The organism is Pseudomonas sp. Ma2-10 (assembly GCF_054330215.1).
In genome coordinates this window covers 1-19,161 of record NZ_JBTEYL010000004.1, presented here as the reverse complement: position 1 = coordinate 19,161, position 19,161 = coordinate 1, and the positions used below count along the sequence as shown (strand labels likewise).

Here is a 19,161-nt window from a genome sequence, read left to right as displayed (position 1 = left end):
ATGAAAAGCCTACTGCCGATCAACAGCACGCAACTGGAACGGGCCATGGAGGCCACGTTTTATGAGAAAACGATTGTCCCGCTGCGCGACCTCTACAACGCCGATACCTGTCCGGTGCATTTGCTGCCGCATCTGGCGTGGGCGTGGTCGGTGGATCGCTGGGACTATCGATGGACTGAGGCGACCAAGCGCGCCGCGATTAAGGCGTCTTACTACATCCATGCCCACAAAGGGACCATCGGCGCGCTGCGCCGGGTGGTGGAGCCCCTGGGCTACCTGATCGAAATCGTTGAGTGGTTCAACACGGTTCCGACAGGTGTTCCGGGCACCTTCGCGCTGAAGGTCGGCGTGCTGGACACCGGTATCACCGAGGAAATGTATCAGGAGTTGGAGCGTCTGATTGACGACGCCAAGCCTGTGACCCGGCACCTATCGGGGCTGGCCATCAGCTTGGCAACCTCCGGCCACTGCTACCTAGGCGTTTCCGTCACGGACGGTGACGAAATTGATGTTTACCCGCCGCAACCGAGAGACATTGAAGTCGCTGGGGTGATTGGTCGTGGTGGGCGTGAACACACAATCGACACTCTGGATGTTTACCCATGATTGACCAGAACTCACAGTTTTTTGCCATCCTGACCAATGTCGGCGCGGCCAAGCAGGCCAACGCCGATGCTTTGGGGATCGCATGGAAAATCACGCAAATGGGCGTGGGCGATGCCAACAATACCGACCCGTTGCCCTCGGCCACACAGACGTCCCTGATCAGTGAGTGGCGGCGGGCGCCGCTGAATCAGCTCAAGGTTGACCCGAATAATGCGGCAATCATCATCGCCGAGCAGGTCATTCCCGCCGATGTGGGCGGTCGCTGGATTCGCGAAATTGGCCTGTATGACGCCGATGGCGACTTGGTCGCAGTGGCCAATTGCGCGCCATCGTTCAAGCCGCTACTGAACCAGGGCTCAGGTCGCACGCAGGTCGTGCGGATGAACCTGCAGGTCAGTAACGCGTCCAGCGTCGAGCTTAAGATTGATCCAAGTGTGGTGCTGGCTACCCGATCCTACGTTGATCAAAAGGTAGTCGACGAGCTGGGGCGCTTGGACTTCAAACAATCGGTCAGGGTGGCCGCGACCGCTGCCATCGTGCTGTCTGGATTGCAAACGGTTGATGGCGTGGCGTTGGTGTCGGGGGATCGGGTACTGGTGCCGCTTCAGGCTGCCGCCAAAGATAATGGCATTTATGTCGTTGCTGCGGGCGCCTGGGCGCGCTCGGCTGATGCTGATCTTGGGGCTGAGGTGACTGCCTCAATGTTCGTTCCGGTCGAAGAGGGCGGCGTCAACGGCGACAGCCTTTGGCAGTTGGTAACCAATGGGTCGATTGTCTTGGGCGCTACGGCACTGGCATTTGAAATGCTCGCGGGCAGAACGGGGATTCAGGCGGGCACTTACAAGAGCCTGACGGTCGACAAGTACGGTCGCGCCATTGGCGGATCTAGCCCGAGCACGCTGGCCGGGATGGGCATCACGGACACCTACACCAAGACTGAAATCGAGGCGATGATTGCGCAGGCCTCGTCGCTGCCGGTCGGGGCGCAGGTCTCGTTTCCAGTGAATAAGGTTCCGCCCGGCTTTCTGGAGCGAGACGGTAGCGTCAAGAGCATTGCGCTTTATCCAGATCTGGCGGCGTTTTTGGGCGGCGCGTTCAACAAGGGCGATGAGGGGGCGGGTAATTTCCGGCTGCCAGAATCGCGCGGCGAGGGCGAGCGTGGCTGGGACCATGGTCGTGGTGTGGATGCCGGCCGAGCGGTGGGCAGTTGGCAGCAGGCGACCGGTGTCTATCCATTGGTTGGTAGTGACGGGAACGTCCTTACTGTCAATCTGACAGATGCTGACGGCGGCCTAAACCCTATGCCGCACCCGTCGTACACCTTGATGACCAAGACGGCGAACTACAGCACCATGCCGGTGGCTTCGCAGTTTGTACGGACGCGCAACGTCGCGGTGGTGATGTGCATCAAGGCCTGGAACGCGCCAATCAATCAGGGGAACATTGATATTGCGGCGCTGGCCGCCATGGTCCAGGCCCTTCAGGTTAACGGCCCTGTCGCTGGGACATTCCGCAACGCGAAAATGACGGTCGCGGTGGCCTCGGCCTCTGCCACGTTTACGGCTGATGAGGTGGTGGTCGGCGACGGTGTGAGTCGGCTGTCCTATCGCCTTACTGCGCTCAATAAAGCGATCAACCTTGCGACGGAGGGGGTTGGCGGCATGGATGTCGGAACCGCTCCTGCAAGCGGCTACGTTGCGCTTTACGCCATTTTCAACCCGTTGTCCGGTATGGCTAAAATTCTCGCCACCAACGCGACGGCGGGCGTTGCCCCGAATATCTACACCGGTGCAAACATGCCAGCAGGCTATACAGCTTCGGCCTTGATCGGGGTTTGGCCAACGAACGCAAGCAAACAGTTTGTCATGGGGCATCAGGTCGACCGTGAGGTACATCTGGCTTATGTGAGCGTGTTGGGTACAGCGGTGCAGCAGCCGGCGTTTACCGCGTTGTCACTGGCCGGGGCGATTCCGCCGAATGCCAAAAAGGTCAGTGTTCTAGTCAATATCACGTCGACGGCCCCCTCAGGTGGGATTCTGGACACGGCCGGATCGGCGTCGGGGATTGGCACTAAAAACTTGAACTTCACCAGTTCGGCAGCGGGTCAGTGGGGACTTCAAGCGATGCATGAAAATATCCCGCTTATCACTCCGCAGACGATTTATTACATTGCCACGAACAGCTCGGGAACCCCGGCGTTCAGCATTTTCGTCACGTCGTACACGTTCTAAGAGGGCTCCCCCCATGGCGCTTGTCCATGTTCAGTTTCAAAGTGGCGATCCAGATGCGCCAGTTGTCTCGGTGTTTGGCTGTCCTCAGGACGAGAAGGGCCATCCGCATCAGGGCAAAATCGAGGATAACGACCCTCGATATCTGGCTTATTTGGTGCCGCCCAGCGCGCCATTGCCTGATATCAAAAACGTGATCGCCGATGAGCGCTACAAACGCGAAGGTTCCGGCGTTGTTGCCAACGGCCTGTTGATCGATACGACGCGCGATAGTCAGTCGTTGATCGCGAGTATGGCGGTGGCGGCCCTGATTGATTCCGGGTATTGCTGCAACTTCAAAACCGAATCCGGATTTGTGGAGCTGGACGCTGCGCAGATTCTGGAGATTTCTTCGGCGGTGCGCGGGCATGTACAGGCCTGCTTTGATCGCGAGCTGGTGTTGCTGCGCGTGATCGAGGCGGGCGAGTACCGCGACGAAATGCTGGCCGAGGGTTGGCCGGATTCGCCGCCGTTACCTGAGCCCGTAGAGCTGCAATAAACGCCCCGCACTGACGGGGCGTTTTCTTTTCCGTTACGCGTAACACGAACATCCCTCACAGCCTCGCTTATGCGGGGCTTTTCCGTTTCTGGAGATTGAGCTTTATGAGTTTCTTTCACGGCGTTACGACCACCGATATCAAGACCGGGGCGCGCACCATTTCCTTGCCGTCGTCTTCCATTATCGGACTGTGCGACACCTTCACCCCGGGCATTCTCGGCGGCGGTACGGCACTGGCCGGCGAGCTGAAGTTGATCACCACCGAGCGCGAAGCCATTGCCGCCTTCGGCGCCGATTCGGCGATCACCAAGGCCTGTCAGGCGATCTACACCAAGGCCAAGGCGGTGATCGTCGCCATCGGTGTGCCGAAGCTGGAAGACGCGGCGCTGCAAACCTCGGCGATCATTGGCGGGGTTCTGGCTTCCGGTAAGCGCACCGGCCTACAGGCCTTGCTCGATGGCAAAAGTCTGTTTAACGCTCAGCCGCGGCTGTTGATCGCGCCGGGGCACACGGCCACTCAGGCGGTGGCCACGGCGCTCGATGGCTTGGCGCAGAAGCTGCGCGCCATCGGCATTCTCGACGGGCCTGGCACCACGGATGAGGCCGCCATGGCCTACGCCGATAACTTCGGCAGTCGCAACCTGTTCATGGTTGACCCGGGCGTGCAGTACTGGGACACCGGTCTGAGCCAGACGGTCGATGCCCCGGGCTCGGCTTGGGCGGCGGGCTTGTTTGCCTGGACCGATGCGGAATACGGCTTCTGGGCGTCGCCGTCGAACAAGGAGTTTGTCGGCATCACCGGCACGACCCGCGCGGTCGAGTACCTGGACGGCGACGAGACGTGCCGGGCCAACCTGCTGAACAACGCCAATATCGCGACGATCATCCGTGATGACGGTTATCGCCTGTGGGGCAACCGTACGCTGTCGAGCGATCCGAAATGGGCGTTCGTCACCCGCGTGCGCACGCTGTTCATCCTCATGGATGCCGTGCAGGCCGGCCACAAATGGGCCGTTGACCGCTCGATCACCAAGACCTACGTCAAGGATGTGACTGACGGCCTGGAAGCGTTTATGCGCGACCTGAAAGCCCAGGGCGCAATCATCAACTTCGAGGTGTACCCGGACACCGAGTTGAACACCGCCAGCCAGATTGCCCAGGGCAAAGTGTATTGGCGCATTCGCTTCACCGACGTGCCGCCGGCCGAAAACCCGAATTTCCTTTTCGAAGTCACCGATCAGTGGATGACCGAAGTTCTTGAAGCAGCCTAAGGGGCCTAGTCAATGATTCCTCAAACTTTGTTTAACACGAACCTGTTCGTTGATGGCGTGAACTTCTCCGGCGACGTGCCGAGCCTGACCCTGCCCAAGCTGGCCAGCAAGACCGACGAGTATCGCGGTGGCGGCATGGCCGGCCCGGTCGAGATGGATCAGGGCCTGGAAAAAATGGAGGCGTCCTTTGTCACCAAGGGCGTGCGCCGTGAGTCGTTGAAGTACTTCGGTCTGGCCGATGGCACGGCGTTCAATGCGACGTTCCGGGGTGCCTTCAAGGGGCAAAAGGGCGCCGTGACGGCGGTGGTCGCCACCCTGCGCGGCCGGCTCAAAGAGGTCGACCTGGGCGACTGGAAAGCCGGTGATCCGGCCGAGATCAAACACGCCATTGCAGTCACGTACTACAAACTCGAAATCGACGGGCGCCTGATGTACGAAATCGACATGGTCGCCGGTATTCAGGTGATCGACGGCAAAGACCAGCTCGCCGAAGTGCGCACCGCGCTCGGCCTCTAAGGGAATAGATCCAGATGACTCAAGTAAACGATAAGAAACTGCCGGCGTGGCTGGCGGTCACCGCTGAGAGCGCCGTCGTGACCCTCTCGCGTCCCAGCGATGCCAACGGGGTCAAGGTCGAGACGTTGACCTTGCGGGCCCCGGCCGTGCGCGAAGTGCGGGCGGCCGACCGTGCCTCTAACGGTGATGACGAGCAGCGCGAGCTGATGCTGTTCGCGGGCTTGGCCGAGGTGGGCCTGAAGGATCTGGAAGGCCTCAAGCTGGTGGACTATCGCCGTGTGCAGGCGGCCTATTCGCGCTTGGCACCCGATACCGATTACTCGACGTCGATGCCGGCGTGGTTGTCGATCACCACCGATAATGTGCTGGTCACGCTGTCGTGCCCGAGCGAAATCAACGGCGTCACGGTCGATAAGTTGGCCTTGCGTTCCCCGACCGTGCGCGATGTGCGTTCGGCGAATCGTGAGGCGGGCGGTGATGACGAGCAGCGCGAGCTGGTGTTGTTTGCCGAGTTGGCTGATGCGCCTGTCGCGGATCTGGAGGGCCTGAAGTTGGTGGATTTTAACCGCCTACAGGCCGGCTATTTTCGTATGGACCAAGACAACGGGGTTTGACCCCGGCGTCATAAAAATGGCCGCGAAACGTCTGGCGGCGGAAACCGGATTTTCCGCCGCTGAGATTCAGTCAATGCCGTTTGCTGAGATGGTGTGGTGGCTCACGGATTGAGCCGCCTTCGGTAAGGCTGTGCAAATGGGGGCCATGACATGGCGAACAAACTCGCCCTCGGGCTAGTGATCGGTGGTGCTGTCAGTTCTTCAGTCGGTACCGCGTTCAAGGACGTGACGGGGCGGATCAAACGCCTTGAGGCGGAAGGGGCCAAGGCACGCGTGCTGCAGCGTGCGATCGGCGACACCATTCGCTTGCGCGATGAATGGAAAAAAGCCCACGACAGCGGTTCCGCTGGGGCGTCCAAGCTGCTGGGCCGGTTGAACTCCAATCTGGACAGCTTGAAAAAGCAGGGCGTCGAAGTCGGGCGTCTGGAGAAGTCCTATCGGGCCATGGGTCAGGCGGCCAATAAGGCCGAGCTGAAGGCCAAGGGGCAGCAGCAGCTGGACGCCGGCAAGTCCGGCATGAAAAAGGCGGTCGGCGCCGCTGTCGTCGGTGTGGGCGCTATGGCGGTGCCGACCAAGGTCAGCGCGGACTTCGGCGCCATTGTGCGTGACATCGCGATCAAGGCAGGGATTGCCAACAAGCCACAAGAAAAGGAGATGTCACAAAAGATCATCGCCACCTCGCGTGACACCGGCATGGCGCGCAACGACGTGGCCGACGTGGTCAACCAGTTGGTTGGCGCCGGTATGGAGTTGAGCAAGGCCCTGGAATATGCGCCGGTCGCGGCCAAGTTTGTCGTGGGGCAGGGGTCCAACGGTGTCGACACGGCGAAGATGATCAACGCGCTGGGGCAAAACGCCAAGATCACCGACCCGAAACAGATGCAGCAAGCGCTGGAAGCGATTGCCTATCAAGGGCAGGCGGGCAGCTTTGAAGCGGCCGACATGGCCAAATGGTTCCCTGAGCTGTTGGCCAACATGGGCAGCCTGGGTATCACCGGCATGGATGCGGTGACGCAGTTGGGCGCCATGCTGCAAGTGCAGATGAAGTCGGCCGGCGGCGCCGATGAGGCGGCCAACAACCTCAAAAACTGGATGGGCAAAATCGGCTCCGGCGACACCGTCAAGGCGTATGAAAAGGCCGGCATCGACTACAAGGGTTCGATGCAGACCGGTTTGCAAAACGGGATGTCCACGCTGGAAACCAGCATGGCGCTGGCGCAGAAGTACATCCAGGCCACCGATCCGAAGCGCGCGGCGGCGATGGCCAAAGCGACGTCCGAAATCAGCCAGCAAGCTGACCCGGAGAAAGCCAAGGCCATGATGGCCTCTCTGGAAGAGTCTCTGCGCACTGGCGACCTGTTCGCTGACATGCAGGTCAAGGCCGCGCTGTCGGCGTTCATGCAGAACAAGGCGCTGTACAGCCAGCTTAAAAACGATTCGCGTGATGCCACGGGCATCCTCGACAAAAACCTCAGCGAGCGGCGTGAGGCGTCGTCGCAGAAGTGGGCCGAAATGGCTCAGTCGATGGATGACGCCATGCGCAGCGTGGGGGACGCCCTGCGCCCGGTTACGGACACGGTGGCCGAGGCGCTGACCAAGGTCACCAAAAGCATTACCTCAATGTCTGACAGCGCGCCCGGGGTGGTGACGGGGATCGCGTTGGTCGGTGGTGGATTGGTCACGCTCACGGGCCTGTTCAGTTCGTTCAAGATGGGTAAAGGGCTGTTCAACCTGGCGCGCGGCTCGCTTGGGGGTGGCAAGGCCGGCGCGGTGCAAAAGGTCTTTGTCACCAACTCCGAGGATGGGGGTGGTGACGGCGAAGGCGCCAAGGGCAAGACCGGCAAAGCGCTGTCCCTGGTGGAGACTGGGTTGAAGGCGGTGGCGGCTTTCACCGGCAAGGGGGCCGAGGGCGCCGACGATGAGGCGGGAGGCAAGAAGCCCGGCAAGTTGGATGTGGTGTCGACCGGTCTGGAACTGGTTTCGCTGGTCAAAGACGCTGCCGGGGGCGGTGACGACGACGCTGGCGGTGACGGCGTTAAAAAGGTCTTTGTGGTCAACGCCTCGGCGTTGGGCGGCGCGGAGGCCGGTGGTGCGGGTGGCCAGGGTGGTCGCCGGCGCCGGGGGCGCAGCTCTTCGCGGCGCCGTGGTCCGCCCGCGCCGCCTCGGCCGCCGATTCCTCCAGTGCCGCGTGCGGGCGCGCTGTCCCGACTGGGGGCGGTGGCGGGAACGGCAGGCAAATTCGGCAAGCTGATCCCCGGCGGTGCGTTGATGGACGCCGGCGCCATGGCGCTCGATACCTATCAGAACGCCAAGACGCAGGACGAAAAGGCCGAGGGCTACGGTGAGGCCGCCGGTTCGCTGGCGGGCACCATGGCCGGCGCGGCGGCGGGGGCGGCCATTGGTTCGGTGGTGCCGATTATTGGCACCGCGATCGGTGGCTTGATTGGTGCCTATCTCGGCAGTCAGGGCGGCCAGATCTTGGGCGGCGCCGTGGGCAAGTCGGTGTTTGGGGGTGGCGAGGAAAAGCCGGCTGTTGCGGCCACGCCGTTGCTGATGGCGCCCCGACCGGGTCCGGTGGTGCCGAGTCTGGCCACCATGGGCCAATCGTTCAATGGTGCGAATGGCTCCGGCGCGTTACTGATGGCCTCGGGGGCAGCTCCGCAAGGGCCGGTGCTGGGTGATGTCGCGCGCTCATTGGCGGTGTCGGCGGCGGCCAAGCCGGCGGCGGTGGCGATCCAGCCCAAGGAGCCGGAGAAGCCGGCACCGACCAAAGTGGATCAGCAGTTCCAGTACTCGCTGAACATGCCGGTCACGGTGAACGGTGACGTCAAAGATCCGCAGCGTATGGCGCAGGATCTGATGCCGCACATGCAGCGGCTGATGGCGGACGCGGCGAAACAGAACGCTACCAAGCTGTACGACGAACCCCATCTGTAAGGAGGCCGCATGGCGTATATGGAACAGTTGCAATCGGGGCTGAAGTACTTGATCGAGGCCGGGGAGGCTGGGCGGCGTAGTGCGGATGGCATGCTCGGCCCGGTCAACGGCGCGATCAGTGAAATCACTGGCGCGGCGTCCGAGCTGGAAAACATCCCGTTCGTGGGGCCGGCGATCGGCGCCAAGCTTCAGCGGGTGATGCGCGGCGTCGACGCGGCCCAGGCCAAGGTCGGGCAGGTGGTGGCGGTGTACGGCCGGGCCACCCGGGCGGCCGCCGAAGTACAGGAACGGCTGGGGACGCTGAAGGAACAGGCGGGCAAGGCGGCGACGGCGATCAACAACATCGCCGGCAAGGTCAGCCCGTCGTTGGCCAACATCGTGCCCACCAGTTCCTTTGCCGTGGATGCCACGCCGGCGCCGGAAGCGGTGAAGCCGTTCCCGCACTTGCTGATCATTCAGCCCCGTGACCCGAAGCTTCAGCCGTATTTCTTCAATCTGGACACCGCGGCCTTCGACGAGCTGAGCCGCTCGACCGAATTCCGCTGGGCTTCCCAGGAGCGCTTGTCGCGCCGCCCGGCGCAGCAGGCCATCGGGATGGGTGAGGAAAAGCTCACGCTCAAGGGCACGATCTACCCGGGCTTCAAGGGTGGGATCAAGCAGCTCGACACGTTGCGCACCATCGGGGCCCGGCTTCAGCCGCTGACCCTGACCACGGGCTATGGCGAGGTGATTGGGACGTGGTGCCTGAAGACCATCGCCGAGGAACAGGGCGCGTTTTTGCACGGCGGGATTCCGCGTAAACAAGGGTTCACTCTGGAGTTTGGGCGCTATGGCGACGACATGCAGAACGTCTGATGGGGACATGCTCGATGTCATTTGCCATAACGTTTATGGCCATCTGAACGGCAGCACCGAAGCGGTGCTGGATGCCAATCAGGGGTTGGCGGATGAGCCGCAGCCCTACCGCACCGGCGTGGTGATCTATCTGCCGGATCTGCCCAGCCCGACCGGGGAGGGGGTCAGCTTGTGGGATTGATGGTCTACACTCGTGCCGCTTGATTCCTCAAGCTCCTTTCTTTTTTTACCCGCCTTGTGCGGGTTTTTTTTTGAGCAAAATCCATGACCCCTATGTTTCGAATCGTGGCCGATGGCGCGGATGTAACGGCGAAGATCAATGATCGGTTGTTGTTGCTGCGCACCTCTGACAAACCCGGGATGGAGTCCGACGAGTTTGAGTTGCGCATTGATGACCGAGACGGCCAGGTGCTGCTGCCTCGGCGTGGCAGTTCGATCGAGATCTACCTGGGCTATGCCGAAACGTCCTTGGTGCGCCTGGGGCGTTACGCGGTGGACACGGTCGAGGTGTCGGGTCCGCCGGACTCGATCGTGATCAAGGGCAAGGCCAGCGACATGCGCGGCAGTGGCAAGACCATTCGTAGCGGCAGCTGGGAAGACGTGCCGCTGTCGACGATCGTGGCCGACATCGCCGCGCGCAATGGCTGGCAGCCGGTGTGTCCGGTATCGACGAAAGTTGCCCGGGTCGATCAGCTCAACGAGTCTGATTTTAATTTCATCACTCGTCTGGCCAAGCAATACGACTGCACGGCCAAGGTGGCCGACGGCAAGCTGTTGGTGATGCCGCGTCAAGCGGGCCAGACGGCCAGCGGCAAGGCGTTCGGCGCGATCACCCTGACGCGTAGCGACCTCAGCCGCTGGCAGTTCAGCCTAGGCGATCGCAACTCGCACAAGGCCGTGGCGACCAAGCACCAAGACAAGAAGACCGGCAAGCTCGCCATCGTCTCGGTGGATAACGACGACGCCCCGGATGGCTTGCCGGCGGTGCATACCGATCGGCATATCTACCCGAACAAGACCGCCGCCGAGGCGGCCGCCAAGGCGCGTTTAGCGGCGTTCAATCGTTCGACCGCTGACGTGCGGTTTGAGATGCCAGGCCGGACCGACATCTTTGCCGAGCGATTGATCAACGCCCAGGGCTTCAAGGTTGGCCTTGATGGCGAGTACCTGGCGGATTCGGTGGAGCAGGTGTTTACCCAATCCGGCTGGTCGACCACCGTCGAGTGCAATGCGGGCAAACAAGGCAAATCCAAGGGTAAGAAAAAGACAGCTAAACCGCCGCTCAAGGTGGTGAGCGTCGAGAAGCAATAACGCAACCCATCGCCGCCCCAGTGCGGTTTTTTATGTCAGGAGTGTGTATGTCCATTACGGAGCAACAGCTACAACGCATCATGCCCAACGCCCGCCGCCAAGCGGGCGTTTTTGTATCCGCCCTAAACGCGGCCATGGCGCATCGGCAAATCAATACGCCGAAACGTCAGGCGGCGTTCCTGGCCCAAGTTGGCCACGAGTCGGGTCAACTGCAGTACGTCCGCGAGCTGGGCGGCGATCAGTACCTGAGCAAGTACGACACCGGCACTCTGGCCGTGAAACTGGGCAACACCCCGGAAGCGGACGGCGATGGCCAACGCTATCGCGGTCGCGGCCTGATTCAGGTGACCGGCCATAGCAACTACCTGCGCTGCAGCCTGGCATTGTTCGGTGACGAACGTTTGCTGCGCACCCCTGAGCTGCTCGAGCTGCCGCAATGGGCGGCCGAGTCGGCGGCGTGGTTTTGGTGGGTACGCGAGCTGAACGCCCTGGCGGATCGGGATGAGTTCGAGGCGATCACTCGCAAAATCAACGGTGGTCTCAACGGCCTGCAAGATCGGCTGCAGCTGTGGAAGCGGGCGAGGGCAGTGCTATGCGTGTCGTCGACCTGATTCCTGCGCCGTACCGGCTGTTAGCCGTTTGCGTGCTGCTGACCGCATTGGTCGGCGGATCTGCCGCGTCGGCCTGGAAGGTTCAGGACTGGCGCTACGGCCAGCAACTCGCCGAACAGGCCAGCCTGCACAAAGGCGATCTGATCGCCATCAGCAACGCCGCCGCTGACCAGGTGCGCACGGCACAGGACAAGCGCCTGGCCCTTGAGCAGCGGCTGTCGACCAGTGAACAAACCCACTACAAGGAACTCAGCGATGCTCAAACCAACCAGGCTCGCCTGCGTGATCGCCTTGCCACTGCTGATCTGCGGCTGTCAGTCCTACTCGACGCCACCGATGCAGCCAGTGGCAACACAGTGTCAGCCGCCACCCCCACCGGCGGCGTGGTTCATGGCGGAACACGAGCCCAACTTGACCCAGCGCATGCTCAACGAATTATCGGCATCACCGATGCCGGCGACCAAGGACTGATCGCCCTGGCGGCCTGTCAGACTTACGCCAAAGAAGTCTCAACAGCGAAGTGAAAAAGAGCGACCGGAGTGGATGCGTCAACATCCATCCCGGCCGCCGTCCCTGCAGATTGTCCCTGCAAGTCCAGCCAAGGCTCTTGCTCCGTGCACAAAGCGCGGCGAGCCTAGCACCTGTTTATCCATACAGTAAAGGTCTTGCTCTCAATGTCCACACCCATCATCCCTTGGATGGGCGGCAAACGCCGCCTGGCCGATCGCCTCATCCCGCTTTTTCCACCACACGAATGCTACGTCGAAGTCTTTGCCGGCGGTGCCGCGCTCTACTTCATGCGACCCCAGGCCGCGCCCGTTGAAGTCCTCAACGACATCAACGGCGACCTGGTCACGCTGTATCGCGTCGTGCAGAACCACCTGGAAGAATTCGTGCGCCAGTTCAAATGGGCGCTCAGCTCGCGCCAGGTGTTCGAGTGGCAGAAGATGACCCGCCCCGAAACCCTCACCGACATCCAGCGCGCCGCCCGATTTTTCTACCTGCAGCACCATGCCTTCGCCGGCAAGGTCACCGGGCAGACGTTTGGTACCGCGACCACTGGTCCGGCCATCAACCTGCTGCGGATCGAGGAAAACCTCTCGGCCGCCTGGCAGCGGCTGTCCGGCACCTACGTCGAAAATCTTCCCTGGCTTGAATGCGCCGAACGTTACGACCGCGCCCATACCTTCCACTACATGGACCCACCTTACTGGCAGACCGCAGGTTATGGCGTGGACTTTCCGTTCGAAAACTATGATCGCATGGCTGACTTCATGCGCCGTTGCAAAGGCAGGGTGATGGTCAGCATCAACGATCACCCGGACATCCGTCGCGTGTTCGAGGGTTTTCACTTCGAGACGCTGGATATCCGATACAGCAACACCAATCAGCGGCGAGGAAAGGCAGAGGTCAGCGGTGAGTTGGTGATAATGAACTGGGAACCTGCAGCTTTAGGAGAATTGTTTTAGGCAGAAAGCGGTGTCTGCTTTAACTTTTATAGATTGACGCGCCGACGACCCCCGACTATGAGTGCTTGAGTTTAACTTTAATCTTTAGGGGGTGGTTGGCTGAGGGGTTTTTTCATGTCATATTGATATTGCATGAAAAAATAAAAATACTCGGGAGGGTTATATGAAAAAACTAACTTCGCAGATAAGTTCGATGCGGTTTGTGGTGATGGCAATGTTAAGCCTGTTTAGTGCTAATTGTTTCTCTAATGGCGAGCTTCTACCCGAAGATACACTACTCGCTAAACTTCCTGGTTCCGCGCGCGTGGTTGTAAAAAAGGAAATGAACCACGTTAACGCCTATGATCGAAATGTTGTAAGTTTCGATGGTCGAACAGTCTATGAGGATATAGTTGGCTCTAGCAATCCATGCTATTCAAATCAGGTTAATTGTTTTAATAAAGAATCGTTTCCATGGTTGTCTTTGATGGGCCATCACACCTTGAGTGTAGGTGAGGTCTTTTCGATAGCTTATAAGCCGGCCAGTTCTAGCTCTGATCTTTTCTCTTTAAATGGTTATGTTTTGCAGTCGGGCGTGAAGACTGAAGATTATCTTGGTTTTCATATTCCTTCGGGCACAAAGAATCAAGCGCCAAGGACAGTGGGTGATTTCAATAAATTGACTAATTACACCTTTCAGTTTGTTTATGATGATCCGAAAAAGTTTGAGCTATATCCGGGGATGGATAAGGAAATTGCGCTAGAAATAGAAATGAAAAAAATTACTGGCTTGCTTAAGAGTCAGCAGTATGAAGAAGCATTGCCTCGGTTTCAGCGCGTGTTCATGGCGCTGGATGCGAATAATATGGAGATTGATGAGGTGCTTGCCTATTACTATATTTTCACGTTAGATAAAACAGGCCGGAAACAATCAGTAAAAAATTTATCGGAAGGTTATTTCGCTACATGGGGTAAAAAAGGTACGCACTATAGCGAGGTAGTTGAAATGGCAGGTAAGCAGTAATTTATTGGTTGATTGCTTTATAATCAATTTTCATCGTGGTTTAGCGTTTAATTTCTCTGTTCTGCTGGGGTTGTTATGTTAAGTATGCAATCAATGCGCCGCAGTGCTTGCCGTTTAAAACTGGCTTTTTTTTACGGTTCATTCTTGTGCGTGGTCCCTTTTCAGTCGCCCTCTGCGGATACGAAAGTCATCGTAGCGGAGGGCAGTACTGAGACCTGTCATGTTCGTTCTATCGCATTAAATGTTGCGCATACGGACGCAATAAATGATGCGCATAGTGAGTGCGCAGCTCTAGGTCCTGAATGGAGGTTCGGTAAATTGAAGCATGCGGGGTACGAGCAATGTCAGCGGTGTGGTAGCTCTGATGAATTTGAGTGCAAGGTTACGCAGGCAACTTTTGAGTGTAAGCGGCCGGATCCGAAGAAAAAAGTTAATAAAGAATCAGAAGCTGGCAACCCTTCAAGTACGATAAAAAATGCATTTGGAGAGCTTGAGGGTAATAAGCCAGCGCCTACGGCTACTACACCGAAAGGGCCGTTCGGTGCGCTAAACGAACTAGATGATCTTAATAAAAAAATCAAAGCTCAGCCAGTTAGGATTTTGTCTCCTGCGAACAACGCCACTACGTCCTCTAGGATTATTGATGTATCAGGGGATACCCAGGGCTATGCCACGAATAGTGTCTTAAACGTGCAGTTTAATGGTGCCAGTCAACAAGTTCTGACATCTGATACCGGTTCGTTTGACACCAAGGTTGCTCTTAAGTCGGGGCGAAATGAAATCAAAGTTTGCGTCCGTGAGAAATGTTCAACAGTGGAAGTGAACGCCGATATCGAAAAGCTTTCACTTATGGCAACGCTTACGTGGGAGGCTGGTAGTGACCTTGATTTGAGAGTCGAAACACCGTCCGGAAATACTTGTAATTTTAAGAAGCAGTCTACACGTGGGGAATGCACTCTAGACATTGATGATACCAAAGGGTTGCGACCAGAAAATATATCTGTTCCGCTTGAGGCTCCAGCAGGAGAGTATAGGTTTACTGTGATTAACTTTAGCGGTAAAGGTGGTGTGTCCGGTAGGATTCAGACTTATCATAATGACAAGCCTTTCATAACTAGGAATTTTATTACTAGTTCTCGCAAGGGCGAGGTCGAAGCGACGGTTGTGTTAACGAAGTGAGGTTAACTTAGCCGGTCTAGTTTTGTTAGAGCCAATAATCTTCGTGGCTCAATCCTCGATACGCAATTGCCTGGAAGGTAAAGTGCTGAATGTCAAAGATGGTGCTGTCAACGCCGAGGTAGTCATCGAGTTGGCCGGTGGCTCGAAGGTGTACTCGATCGTTACCCGTGACGCCGTTGCCGAGCTGGGTTTGAAGCCCGGCGTCAGCGCCACTGCGGTTATTAAGGCTTCCCACATCATTTTGGGTGTACCGGCCTAAAAGATCACGGGTGTCCACACTGGAAGTCTTGGCGCTAATTGGTGCAGGGATGTTGTAGATCAGCCATGTCTGGCGGCACTGTTATGCCACCAGACATAGGTAGTCAACTGAGTGGCCTCTTTTGGCCCAGGCTGTGTAAAAACGCTGATGCGGTTTTTGAGGTCCTCGCTTCTACGTTAAATCCGAATGCGCTCGGCCAATCAGCAGTCCTGATTTTAGGCAGGAGCGTGATTTTCGTGCCGATTTTGATTGCAGCATCTGCAAGAAGGTGTTTTTACACAGCCTCGGCCGAAAACAGACAGTCACGACCTGCAGATTTATCGAGAGTGTGCAGGTCGAGCGGGGCGGACAGCTTTAGGGCAAATTTAGGGCATATTGTGGGCCGGAGTAGGCCGCGATATGCCACTTGCTAACGGGTAAAGCACTGAATTCGGTGGCCTGAAGCGGTCTAGCGGGACGTTGGAAGGGGTTAGAATCTCTATCCATGCCTCATTAACCTGAGGCCCAAGCGACCGCGTGCGACTCTACGCACTCCGTCAGCAAAAACAGGCATTGATTTTCAACCTGCAAATATGTCAAAAAATCGCAATGGCTGATCGCCTCGCCCACGCGTTGCCATTAGTGTGCCATTATGCTCTGCCGTCCCGCGTCGCCAAAATTGAACCTTCTACGTACATCCGCCATTTACGTTGAGCAACTCTAGCACCCGGTAGTTGCGAAAATAGGACTCCACATGATCAGTAATTTGACGCTGGAAGATTTTCTTCACCGCAATAGAATCAGTCCAGACCAGTGGGATGCAGCTGCTATTGATTGGGAAACGTTGATAGCAATCGGTAATGATTATGAACGCCATGGTCCTCAATTGCGGGAATATGCCGGGATGCTCGCAAGGGTAATGCAGCAATATAATGGAGTACACTCTGTTCGTTGGCGCATTAAAAACTCCGAACATATGCTGGAAAAAATTGTTAGAAAACGGGCAGAAAAATCAGATAAGTACCTTGCAATAAACGCGCAAAATTATTACTCGATTATTACCGATCTTATTGGTATCAGGGCCTTGCATCTTTTCAAAAATGAAGCCCTCGAAATCGATGCATCCATACGTGATAATCAACAACTAATTGATACAGAACAGCCGCTGGTGTATACCAGAAAAGGCGATACTATCTCAGAAGATGTCTTCCCCAAGGACCGTTTCGAGCATCGTGAACATCCAGCCGGCTATCGATCAGTGCATTATATTATTAAAGCGCAACCTCAAAAGCGTCAGGTCTTTGCCGAGGTCCAAGTTCGAACAATATTTGAAGAAGGCTGGAGTGAAGTTGACCATCGGGTACGTTACCCGAATTTCAATGCGGACGAGATGGTTAATGTGTTTTTGGCCATATTTAACAGGTTGGCGGGACAGGCTGATGAAATGGGTAGTTTTGTACAAGTGTTGGCCCAAGCATCCACCACTACACAGGCTGAGCTAGCCGCTGCTCATGATGAAAAAAGAAAATCCTTGGAGGCCATGGAAGCGCTGGTTTCCGAGCTGGAGCAGAAGACAGAGCAGCACGCTCAGTCACAAGGCGCCGTTCTTAAGCTTAAAGAAGAGCTTTCTCGTATGAGATCGGCAGCGGATGTTGCGGAAATGAATACTAGCGTATTCTCCGGAAAGTGGATGGAGAACATTCAGCGGAATAGCGATTTTGCTAAGAATTTGGTCGATATTGACTTCGCAGCACAGGCAAGATCTGTTCTAGGGCATACGTTAGAACCCTCTAAATATCTGCAAGGCTTACATGGTTTGGAAAGCTTGAAAGGTTTGCAAGAGTTAAAAGGCTTGCATGAGTTAAAGGGCTTACAGGAGTTAAAGGGCTTACAGGAGTTAAAGGGCTTACAGGAGTTAAAGGGCTTACAGGAGTTAAAGGGCTTACAGGAGTTAAAGGGCTTGAAAGAGTTGAAAGGTTTGGAGACGCTCAAAGAGTTGCTTGATAGCGTAAATATTGCCTCTTACTCTCCAGTTATAGACCAAGCACTGCAAGTATCTAAAGCTACCCGTAAGAAAAAAGCAGAAGGTGAGGGAGAGAAGTGAACGGAAAAAAATTTACCGTTAAGGGCGGATTTATTTTCTATTAATCGTAGCGTTGCAAGAGCGATCTAATGACGCTTCTAGCCGATTGCCGTCACTCAGAAGGCGGTATTCGGCGTCTAATAGCCCTCGGTTAACCGTTATCTAATTTCTTGAGGCGAGCCAAGCCTTGTTTGATAAATCCCGCATTTTCACCGATGGTCTCCAGTGCGACGCGAACATTTCCTCCCGCTTCCGCCGCGCCCTGGGCTTCTGCTACCAAGGTCAGCTCCATGATGGCTGCCTCCAAGGCCAGTTGATTGTGATAGATCCTTGCCAACACATCCGACAGTGAGTATTCGCTTGTCACGGTTACCGACTCCTTTCGAAAAAATTCAAGCATAGCAGCGACAGTGCTCGTGATTGGGCCCGAAAATGGTTGCTTAAAATTTGCTATTGCCGATGGAAGAAGGTGTGAATTTTAAGATGGGGTAAATGATGGTGGTACGAAATTGGTACGCAGGTTTTTGAACAGGGACTATTAGCCTTTGTTTATGGGGGTATTAGGTTTGGTAGTTCCAATCCATCATCGGCGCGACGGAGAAGCGGCGGGACACTGTAGGTGGCGTGGTTGTTGGGTTTGAGGCGTATTCTAGGGGCATCGGTTCATGTCAATTGGTGGCCGATAAAACTTGTTTTTGCCTGTTTTTGCCTGTTTTTGCAAGCTTGGTGCTAAAATTTAGCACTGAATGATCAGCTTTTAGCACTGGAGGTGAGCGGAGTGGGAACGATCACTAGGCGCTTGAACAAAAGCGGGCAGGTCAAGTACACGGCCCAGATTCGGTTGCGACGAAAAGGGGTAATAGTCTACCAAGAAAGCCAATCGTTCGACCGAAAACAGGTGGCCCGTGCCTGGATGACCAGGCGGGAGGCTGAGCTGGCACAGCCTGGCGCTCTCGATAGCGCATCACGCACGGCCGTGCCGCTCAAGAAGATCATCGAGCGCTACCTTGAGGAGTACGAAAGGATTCGTCCGCTGGGCAAGACCAAGCGTGCGACCTTAAGCGCGATCAGCGAGACTTGGTTGGGTGGCGTCCTTGATAGCGAACTGACAAGCCAGAAGTTGGTCGAGTACGCGCAGTGGCGCTTAAGCAAGGAGGGCGGCGGCGTGCAAGCTCAGACTGTAGGCAATGACCTTTCGCACTTAGGGGCGGTGATGGGAGTTGCCAGGCCGGCTTGGGGCTATCAGGTTGATCCAGTAGCGATGAGTGATGCCCGCAAGGTTCTGCGCAAGCTGGGTATGGTCAGTCGGAGTCGGGAGCGTGATCGGCGGCCGAGCAAGGACGAACTGGATAAGCTGCTTTCCTGCTTCTTTGAGCTACAAGACCGCAGGCCTAGCGCTATCCACATGCCCAAGGTGGTCGCCTTCGCGATCTTCTCGACCCGCCGGCAGGAGGAAATCACCAGGATTCGTTGGGAAGACCTGGACGAGCAACGCCAGTCGGTTCTCGTCAGGGATATGAAGAATCCTGGGCAGAAGATCGGCAACAACGTCTGGTGTCATCTGCCGGATGAAGCCTGGAAGATCCTGCAGAGCATGCCCAAATTGCGGATTCCACGACACTTGGACACTCAGCCCACGATCATTTGGACACTCGTTCCATGCTCACTTGGACACCTGATCCACGTCCACTTGGACAGGCAG

The 19,161-nt window shown here is 57.0% G+C and carries 18 protein-coding genes and 1 pseudogene; 18 read left to right on the top strand and 1 reads right to left on the bottom strand.

Features of this window, described 5'->3' with window-relative positions:
• From ACXPVS_RS07285 to ACXPVS_RS07205, 17 genes and pseudogenes are all read left to right on the top strand, one after another.
• Positions 1 to 606: a phage tail protein I gene (locus tag ACXPVS_RS07285; protein WP_458509329.1), complete on the top strand. Its 606-nt coding sequence runs from the start codon at positions 1 to 3 to the stop codon at positions 604 to 606.
• Positions 603 to 2,837: a phage tail-collar fiber domain-containing protein gene (locus tag ACXPVS_RS07280; protein ID WP_458509328.1), complete on the top strand. Its 2,235-nt coding sequence runs from the start codon at positions 603 to 605 to the stop codon at positions 2,835 to 2,837. The genes ACXPVS_RS07285 and ACXPVS_RS07280 overlap by 4 nt, the downstream gene beginning before the upstream one ends.
• A gap of 13 nt (positions 2,838 to 2,850) precedes the next feature.
• Entirely contained in the window at positions 2,851 to 3,372 is a 522-nt protein-coding gene (locus ACXPVS_RS07275; protein ID WP_458509327.1) for a DUF4376 domain-containing protein, read from the top strand.
• Positions 3,373 to 3,476: 104 nt separating this feature from the next.
• Entirely contained in the window at positions 3,477 to 4,643 is a 1,167-nt protein-coding gene (locus ACXPVS_RS07270; RefSeq protein WP_177051169.1) for a phage tail sheath subtilisin-like domain-containing protein, read from the top strand.
• Positions 4,644 to 4,655: 12 nt separating this feature from the next.
• On the top strand, positions 4,656 to 5,159 hold the full coding sequence (locus tag ACXPVS_RS07265) for a phage major tail tube protein (protein ID WP_458509326.1): 504 nt from the start codon (positions 4,656 to 4,658) through the stop codon (positions 5,157 to 5,159).
• Positions 5,160 to 5,173: 14 nt separating this feature from the next.
• Positions 5,174 to 5,773, top strand: a complete 600-nt coding sequence (locus tag ACXPVS_RS07260; protein ID WP_458509325.1) for a phage tail assembly protein — start codon at positions 5,174 to 5,176, stop codon at positions 5,771 to 5,773.
• Positions 5,774 to 5,923: 150 nt separating this feature from the next.
• On the top strand, positions 5,924 to 8,710 hold the full coding sequence (locus ACXPVS_RS07255; RefSeq protein ID WP_458509324.1) for a phage tail tape measure protein: 2,787 nt from the start codon (positions 5,924 to 5,926) through the stop codon (positions 8,708 to 8,710).
• Between the two features lie 9 nt (positions 8,711 to 8,719).
• Positions 8,720 to 9,565, top strand: coding sequence for a phage tail protein (locus ACXPVS_RS07250; protein WP_458509323.1), 846 nt, complete (start codon positions 8,720 to 8,722; stop codon positions 9,563 to 9,565).
• Entirely contained in the window at positions 9,540 to 9,746 is a 207-nt protein-coding gene (locus ACXPVS_RS07245; RefSeq protein WP_149417768.1) for a tail protein X, read from the top strand. Before ACXPVS_RS07250 ends, ACXPVS_RS07245 begins: the two co-directional genes overlap by 26 nt.
• 83 nt (positions 9,747 to 9,829) lie before the next feature.
• Complete coding sequence (locus ACXPVS_RS07240) at positions 9,830 to 10,876, top strand: phage late control D family protein (RefSeq protein ID WP_458509322.1); 1,047 nt, start codon at positions 9,830 to 9,832, stop codon at positions 10,874 to 10,876.
• 47 nt (positions 10,877 to 10,923) lie between these two features.
• Positions 10,924 to 11,487: a glycoside hydrolase family 19 protein gene (locus ACXPVS_RS07235; protein WP_458509321.1), complete on the top strand. Its 564-nt coding sequence runs from the start codon at positions 10,924 to 10,926 to the stop codon at positions 11,485 to 11,487.
• Entirely contained in the window at positions 11,469 to 12,011 is a 543-nt protein-coding gene (locus ACXPVS_RS07230; protein ID WP_458509320.1) for a lysis protein, read from the top strand. Before ACXPVS_RS07235 ends, ACXPVS_RS07230 begins: the two co-directional genes overlap by 19 nt.
• Positions 12,012 to 12,161: 150 nt before the next feature.
• Complete coding sequence (locus tag ACXPVS_RS07225) at positions 12,162 to 12,956, top strand: DNA adenine methylase (protein ID WP_458509319.1); 795 nt, start codon at positions 12,162 to 12,164, stop codon at positions 12,954 to 12,956.
• A 163-nt stretch (positions 12,957 to 13,119) separates the two neighbouring features.
• Positions 13,120 to 13,959: a hypothetical protein gene (locus ACXPVS_RS07220; protein ID WP_458509318.1), complete on the top strand. Its 840-nt coding sequence runs from the start codon at positions 13,120 to 13,122 to the stop codon at positions 13,957 to 13,959.
• A 75-nt stretch (positions 13,960 to 14,034) separates the two neighbouring features.
• Positions 14,035 to 15,138: a hypothetical protein gene (locus ACXPVS_RS07215; protein ID WP_458509317.1), complete on the top strand. Its 1,104-nt coding sequence runs from the start codon at positions 14,035 to 14,037 to the stop codon at positions 15,136 to 15,138.
• A gap of 55 nt (positions 15,139 to 15,193) precedes the next feature.
• A pseudogene (locus ACXPVS_RS07210) lies at positions 15,194 to 15,397 on the top strand (TOBE domain-containing protein); the annotation flags it as partial.
• Between the two features lie 733 nt (positions 15,398 to 16,130).
• Positions 16,131 to 17,480, top strand: a complete 1,350-nt coding sequence (locus ACXPVS_RS07205) for a hypothetical protein (protein ID WP_458509316.1) — start codon at positions 16,131 to 16,133, stop codon at positions 17,478 to 17,480.
• Between the two features lie 130 nt (positions 17,481 to 17,610).
• Here the strand turns inward: ACXPVS_RS07205 and ACXPVS_RS07200 are convergent, their stop codons facing one another.
• Positions 17,611 to 17,826 carry a hypothetical protein gene (locus ACXPVS_RS07200; protein WP_458509315.1) on the bottom strand — a complete coding sequence of 72 codons (216 nt, stop codon included), beginning with the start codon at positions 17,824 to 17,826 and terminating at the stop codon, positions 17,611 to 17,613.
• A gap of 411 nt (positions 17,827 to 18,237) precedes the next feature.
• Here ACXPVS_RS07200 and ACXPVS_RS07195 point away from each other — a divergent pair.
• The coding region (locus tag ACXPVS_RS07195) for a hypothetical protein (protein WP_458509314.1) at positions 18,238 to 19,161 on the top strand (924 nt) is incomplete at its 3' end.

What these genes read in the sequence shown, in the direction of transcription:
- ACXPVS_RS07235 (WP_458509321.1), top strand. Translation starts at nt 10,924, where the DNA reads ATGTCCATTACGGAGCAACAGCTACAACGCATCATGCCCAACGCCCGC.
- ACXPVS_RS07260 (WP_458509325.1), top strand. Translation starts at nt 5,174, where the DNA reads ATGACTCAAGTAAACGATAAGAAACTGCCGGCGTGGCTGGCGGTCACC.
- ACXPVS_RS07240 (WP_458509322.1), top strand. Translation starts at nt 9,830, where the DNA reads ATGACCCCTATGTTTCGAATCGTGGCCGATGGCGCGGATGTAACGGCG.
- ACXPVS_RS07205 (WP_458509316.1), top strand. Translation starts at nt 16,131, where the DNA reads ATGATCAGTAATTTGACGCTGGAAGATTTTCTTCACCGCAATAGAATC.
- ACXPVS_RS07220 (WP_458509318.1), top strand. Translation starts at nt 13,120, where the DNA reads ATGAAAAAACTAACTTCGCAGATAAGTTCGATGCGGTTTGTGGTGATG.
- ACXPVS_RS07270 (WP_177051169.1), top strand. Translation starts at nt 3,477, where the DNA reads ATGAGTTTCTTTCACGGCGTTACGACCACCGATATCAAGACCGGGGCG.
- ACXPVS_RS07225 (WP_458509319.1), top strand. Translation starts at nt 12,162, where the DNA reads ATGTCCACACCCATCATCCCTTGGATGGGCGGCAAACGCCGCCTGGCC.
- ACXPVS_RS07285 (WP_458509329.1), top strand. Translation starts at nt 1, where the DNA reads ATGAAAAGCCTACTGCCGATCAACAGCACGCAACTGGAACGGGCCATG.
- ACXPVS_RS07245 (WP_149417768.1), top strand. Translation starts at nt 9,540, where the DNA reads ATGGCGACGACATGCAGAACGTCTGATGGGGACATGCTCGATGTCATT.
- ACXPVS_RS07255 (WP_458509324.1), top strand. Translation starts at nt 5,924, where the DNA reads ATGGCGAACAAACTCGCCCTCGGGCTAGTGATCGGTGGTGCTGTCAGT.
- ACXPVS_RS07250 (WP_458509323.1), top strand. Translation starts at nt 8,720, where the DNA reads ATGGCGTATATGGAACAGTTGCAATCGGGGCTGAAGTACTTGATCGAG.
- ACXPVS_RS07215 (WP_458509317.1), top strand. Translation starts at nt 14,035, where the DNA reads ATGTTAAGTATGCAATCAATGCGCCGCAGTGCTTGCCGTTTAAAACTG.
- ACXPVS_RS07280 (WP_458509328.1), top strand. Translation starts at nt 603, where the DNA reads ATGATTGACCAGAACTCACAGTTTTTTGCCATCCTGACCAATGTCGGC.
- ACXPVS_RS07275 (WP_458509327.1), top strand. Translation starts at nt 2,851, where the DNA reads ATGGCGCTTGTCCATGTTCAGTTTCAAAGTGGCGATCCAGATGCGCCA.
- ACXPVS_RS07265 (WP_458509326.1), top strand. Translation starts at nt 4,656, where the DNA reads ATGATTCCTCAAACTTTGTTTAACACGAACCTGTTCGTTGATGGCGTG.
- ACXPVS_RS07230 (WP_458509320.1), top strand. Translation starts at nt 11,469, where the DNA reads ATGCGTGTCGTCGACCTGATTCCTGCGCCGTACCGGCTGTTAGCCGTT.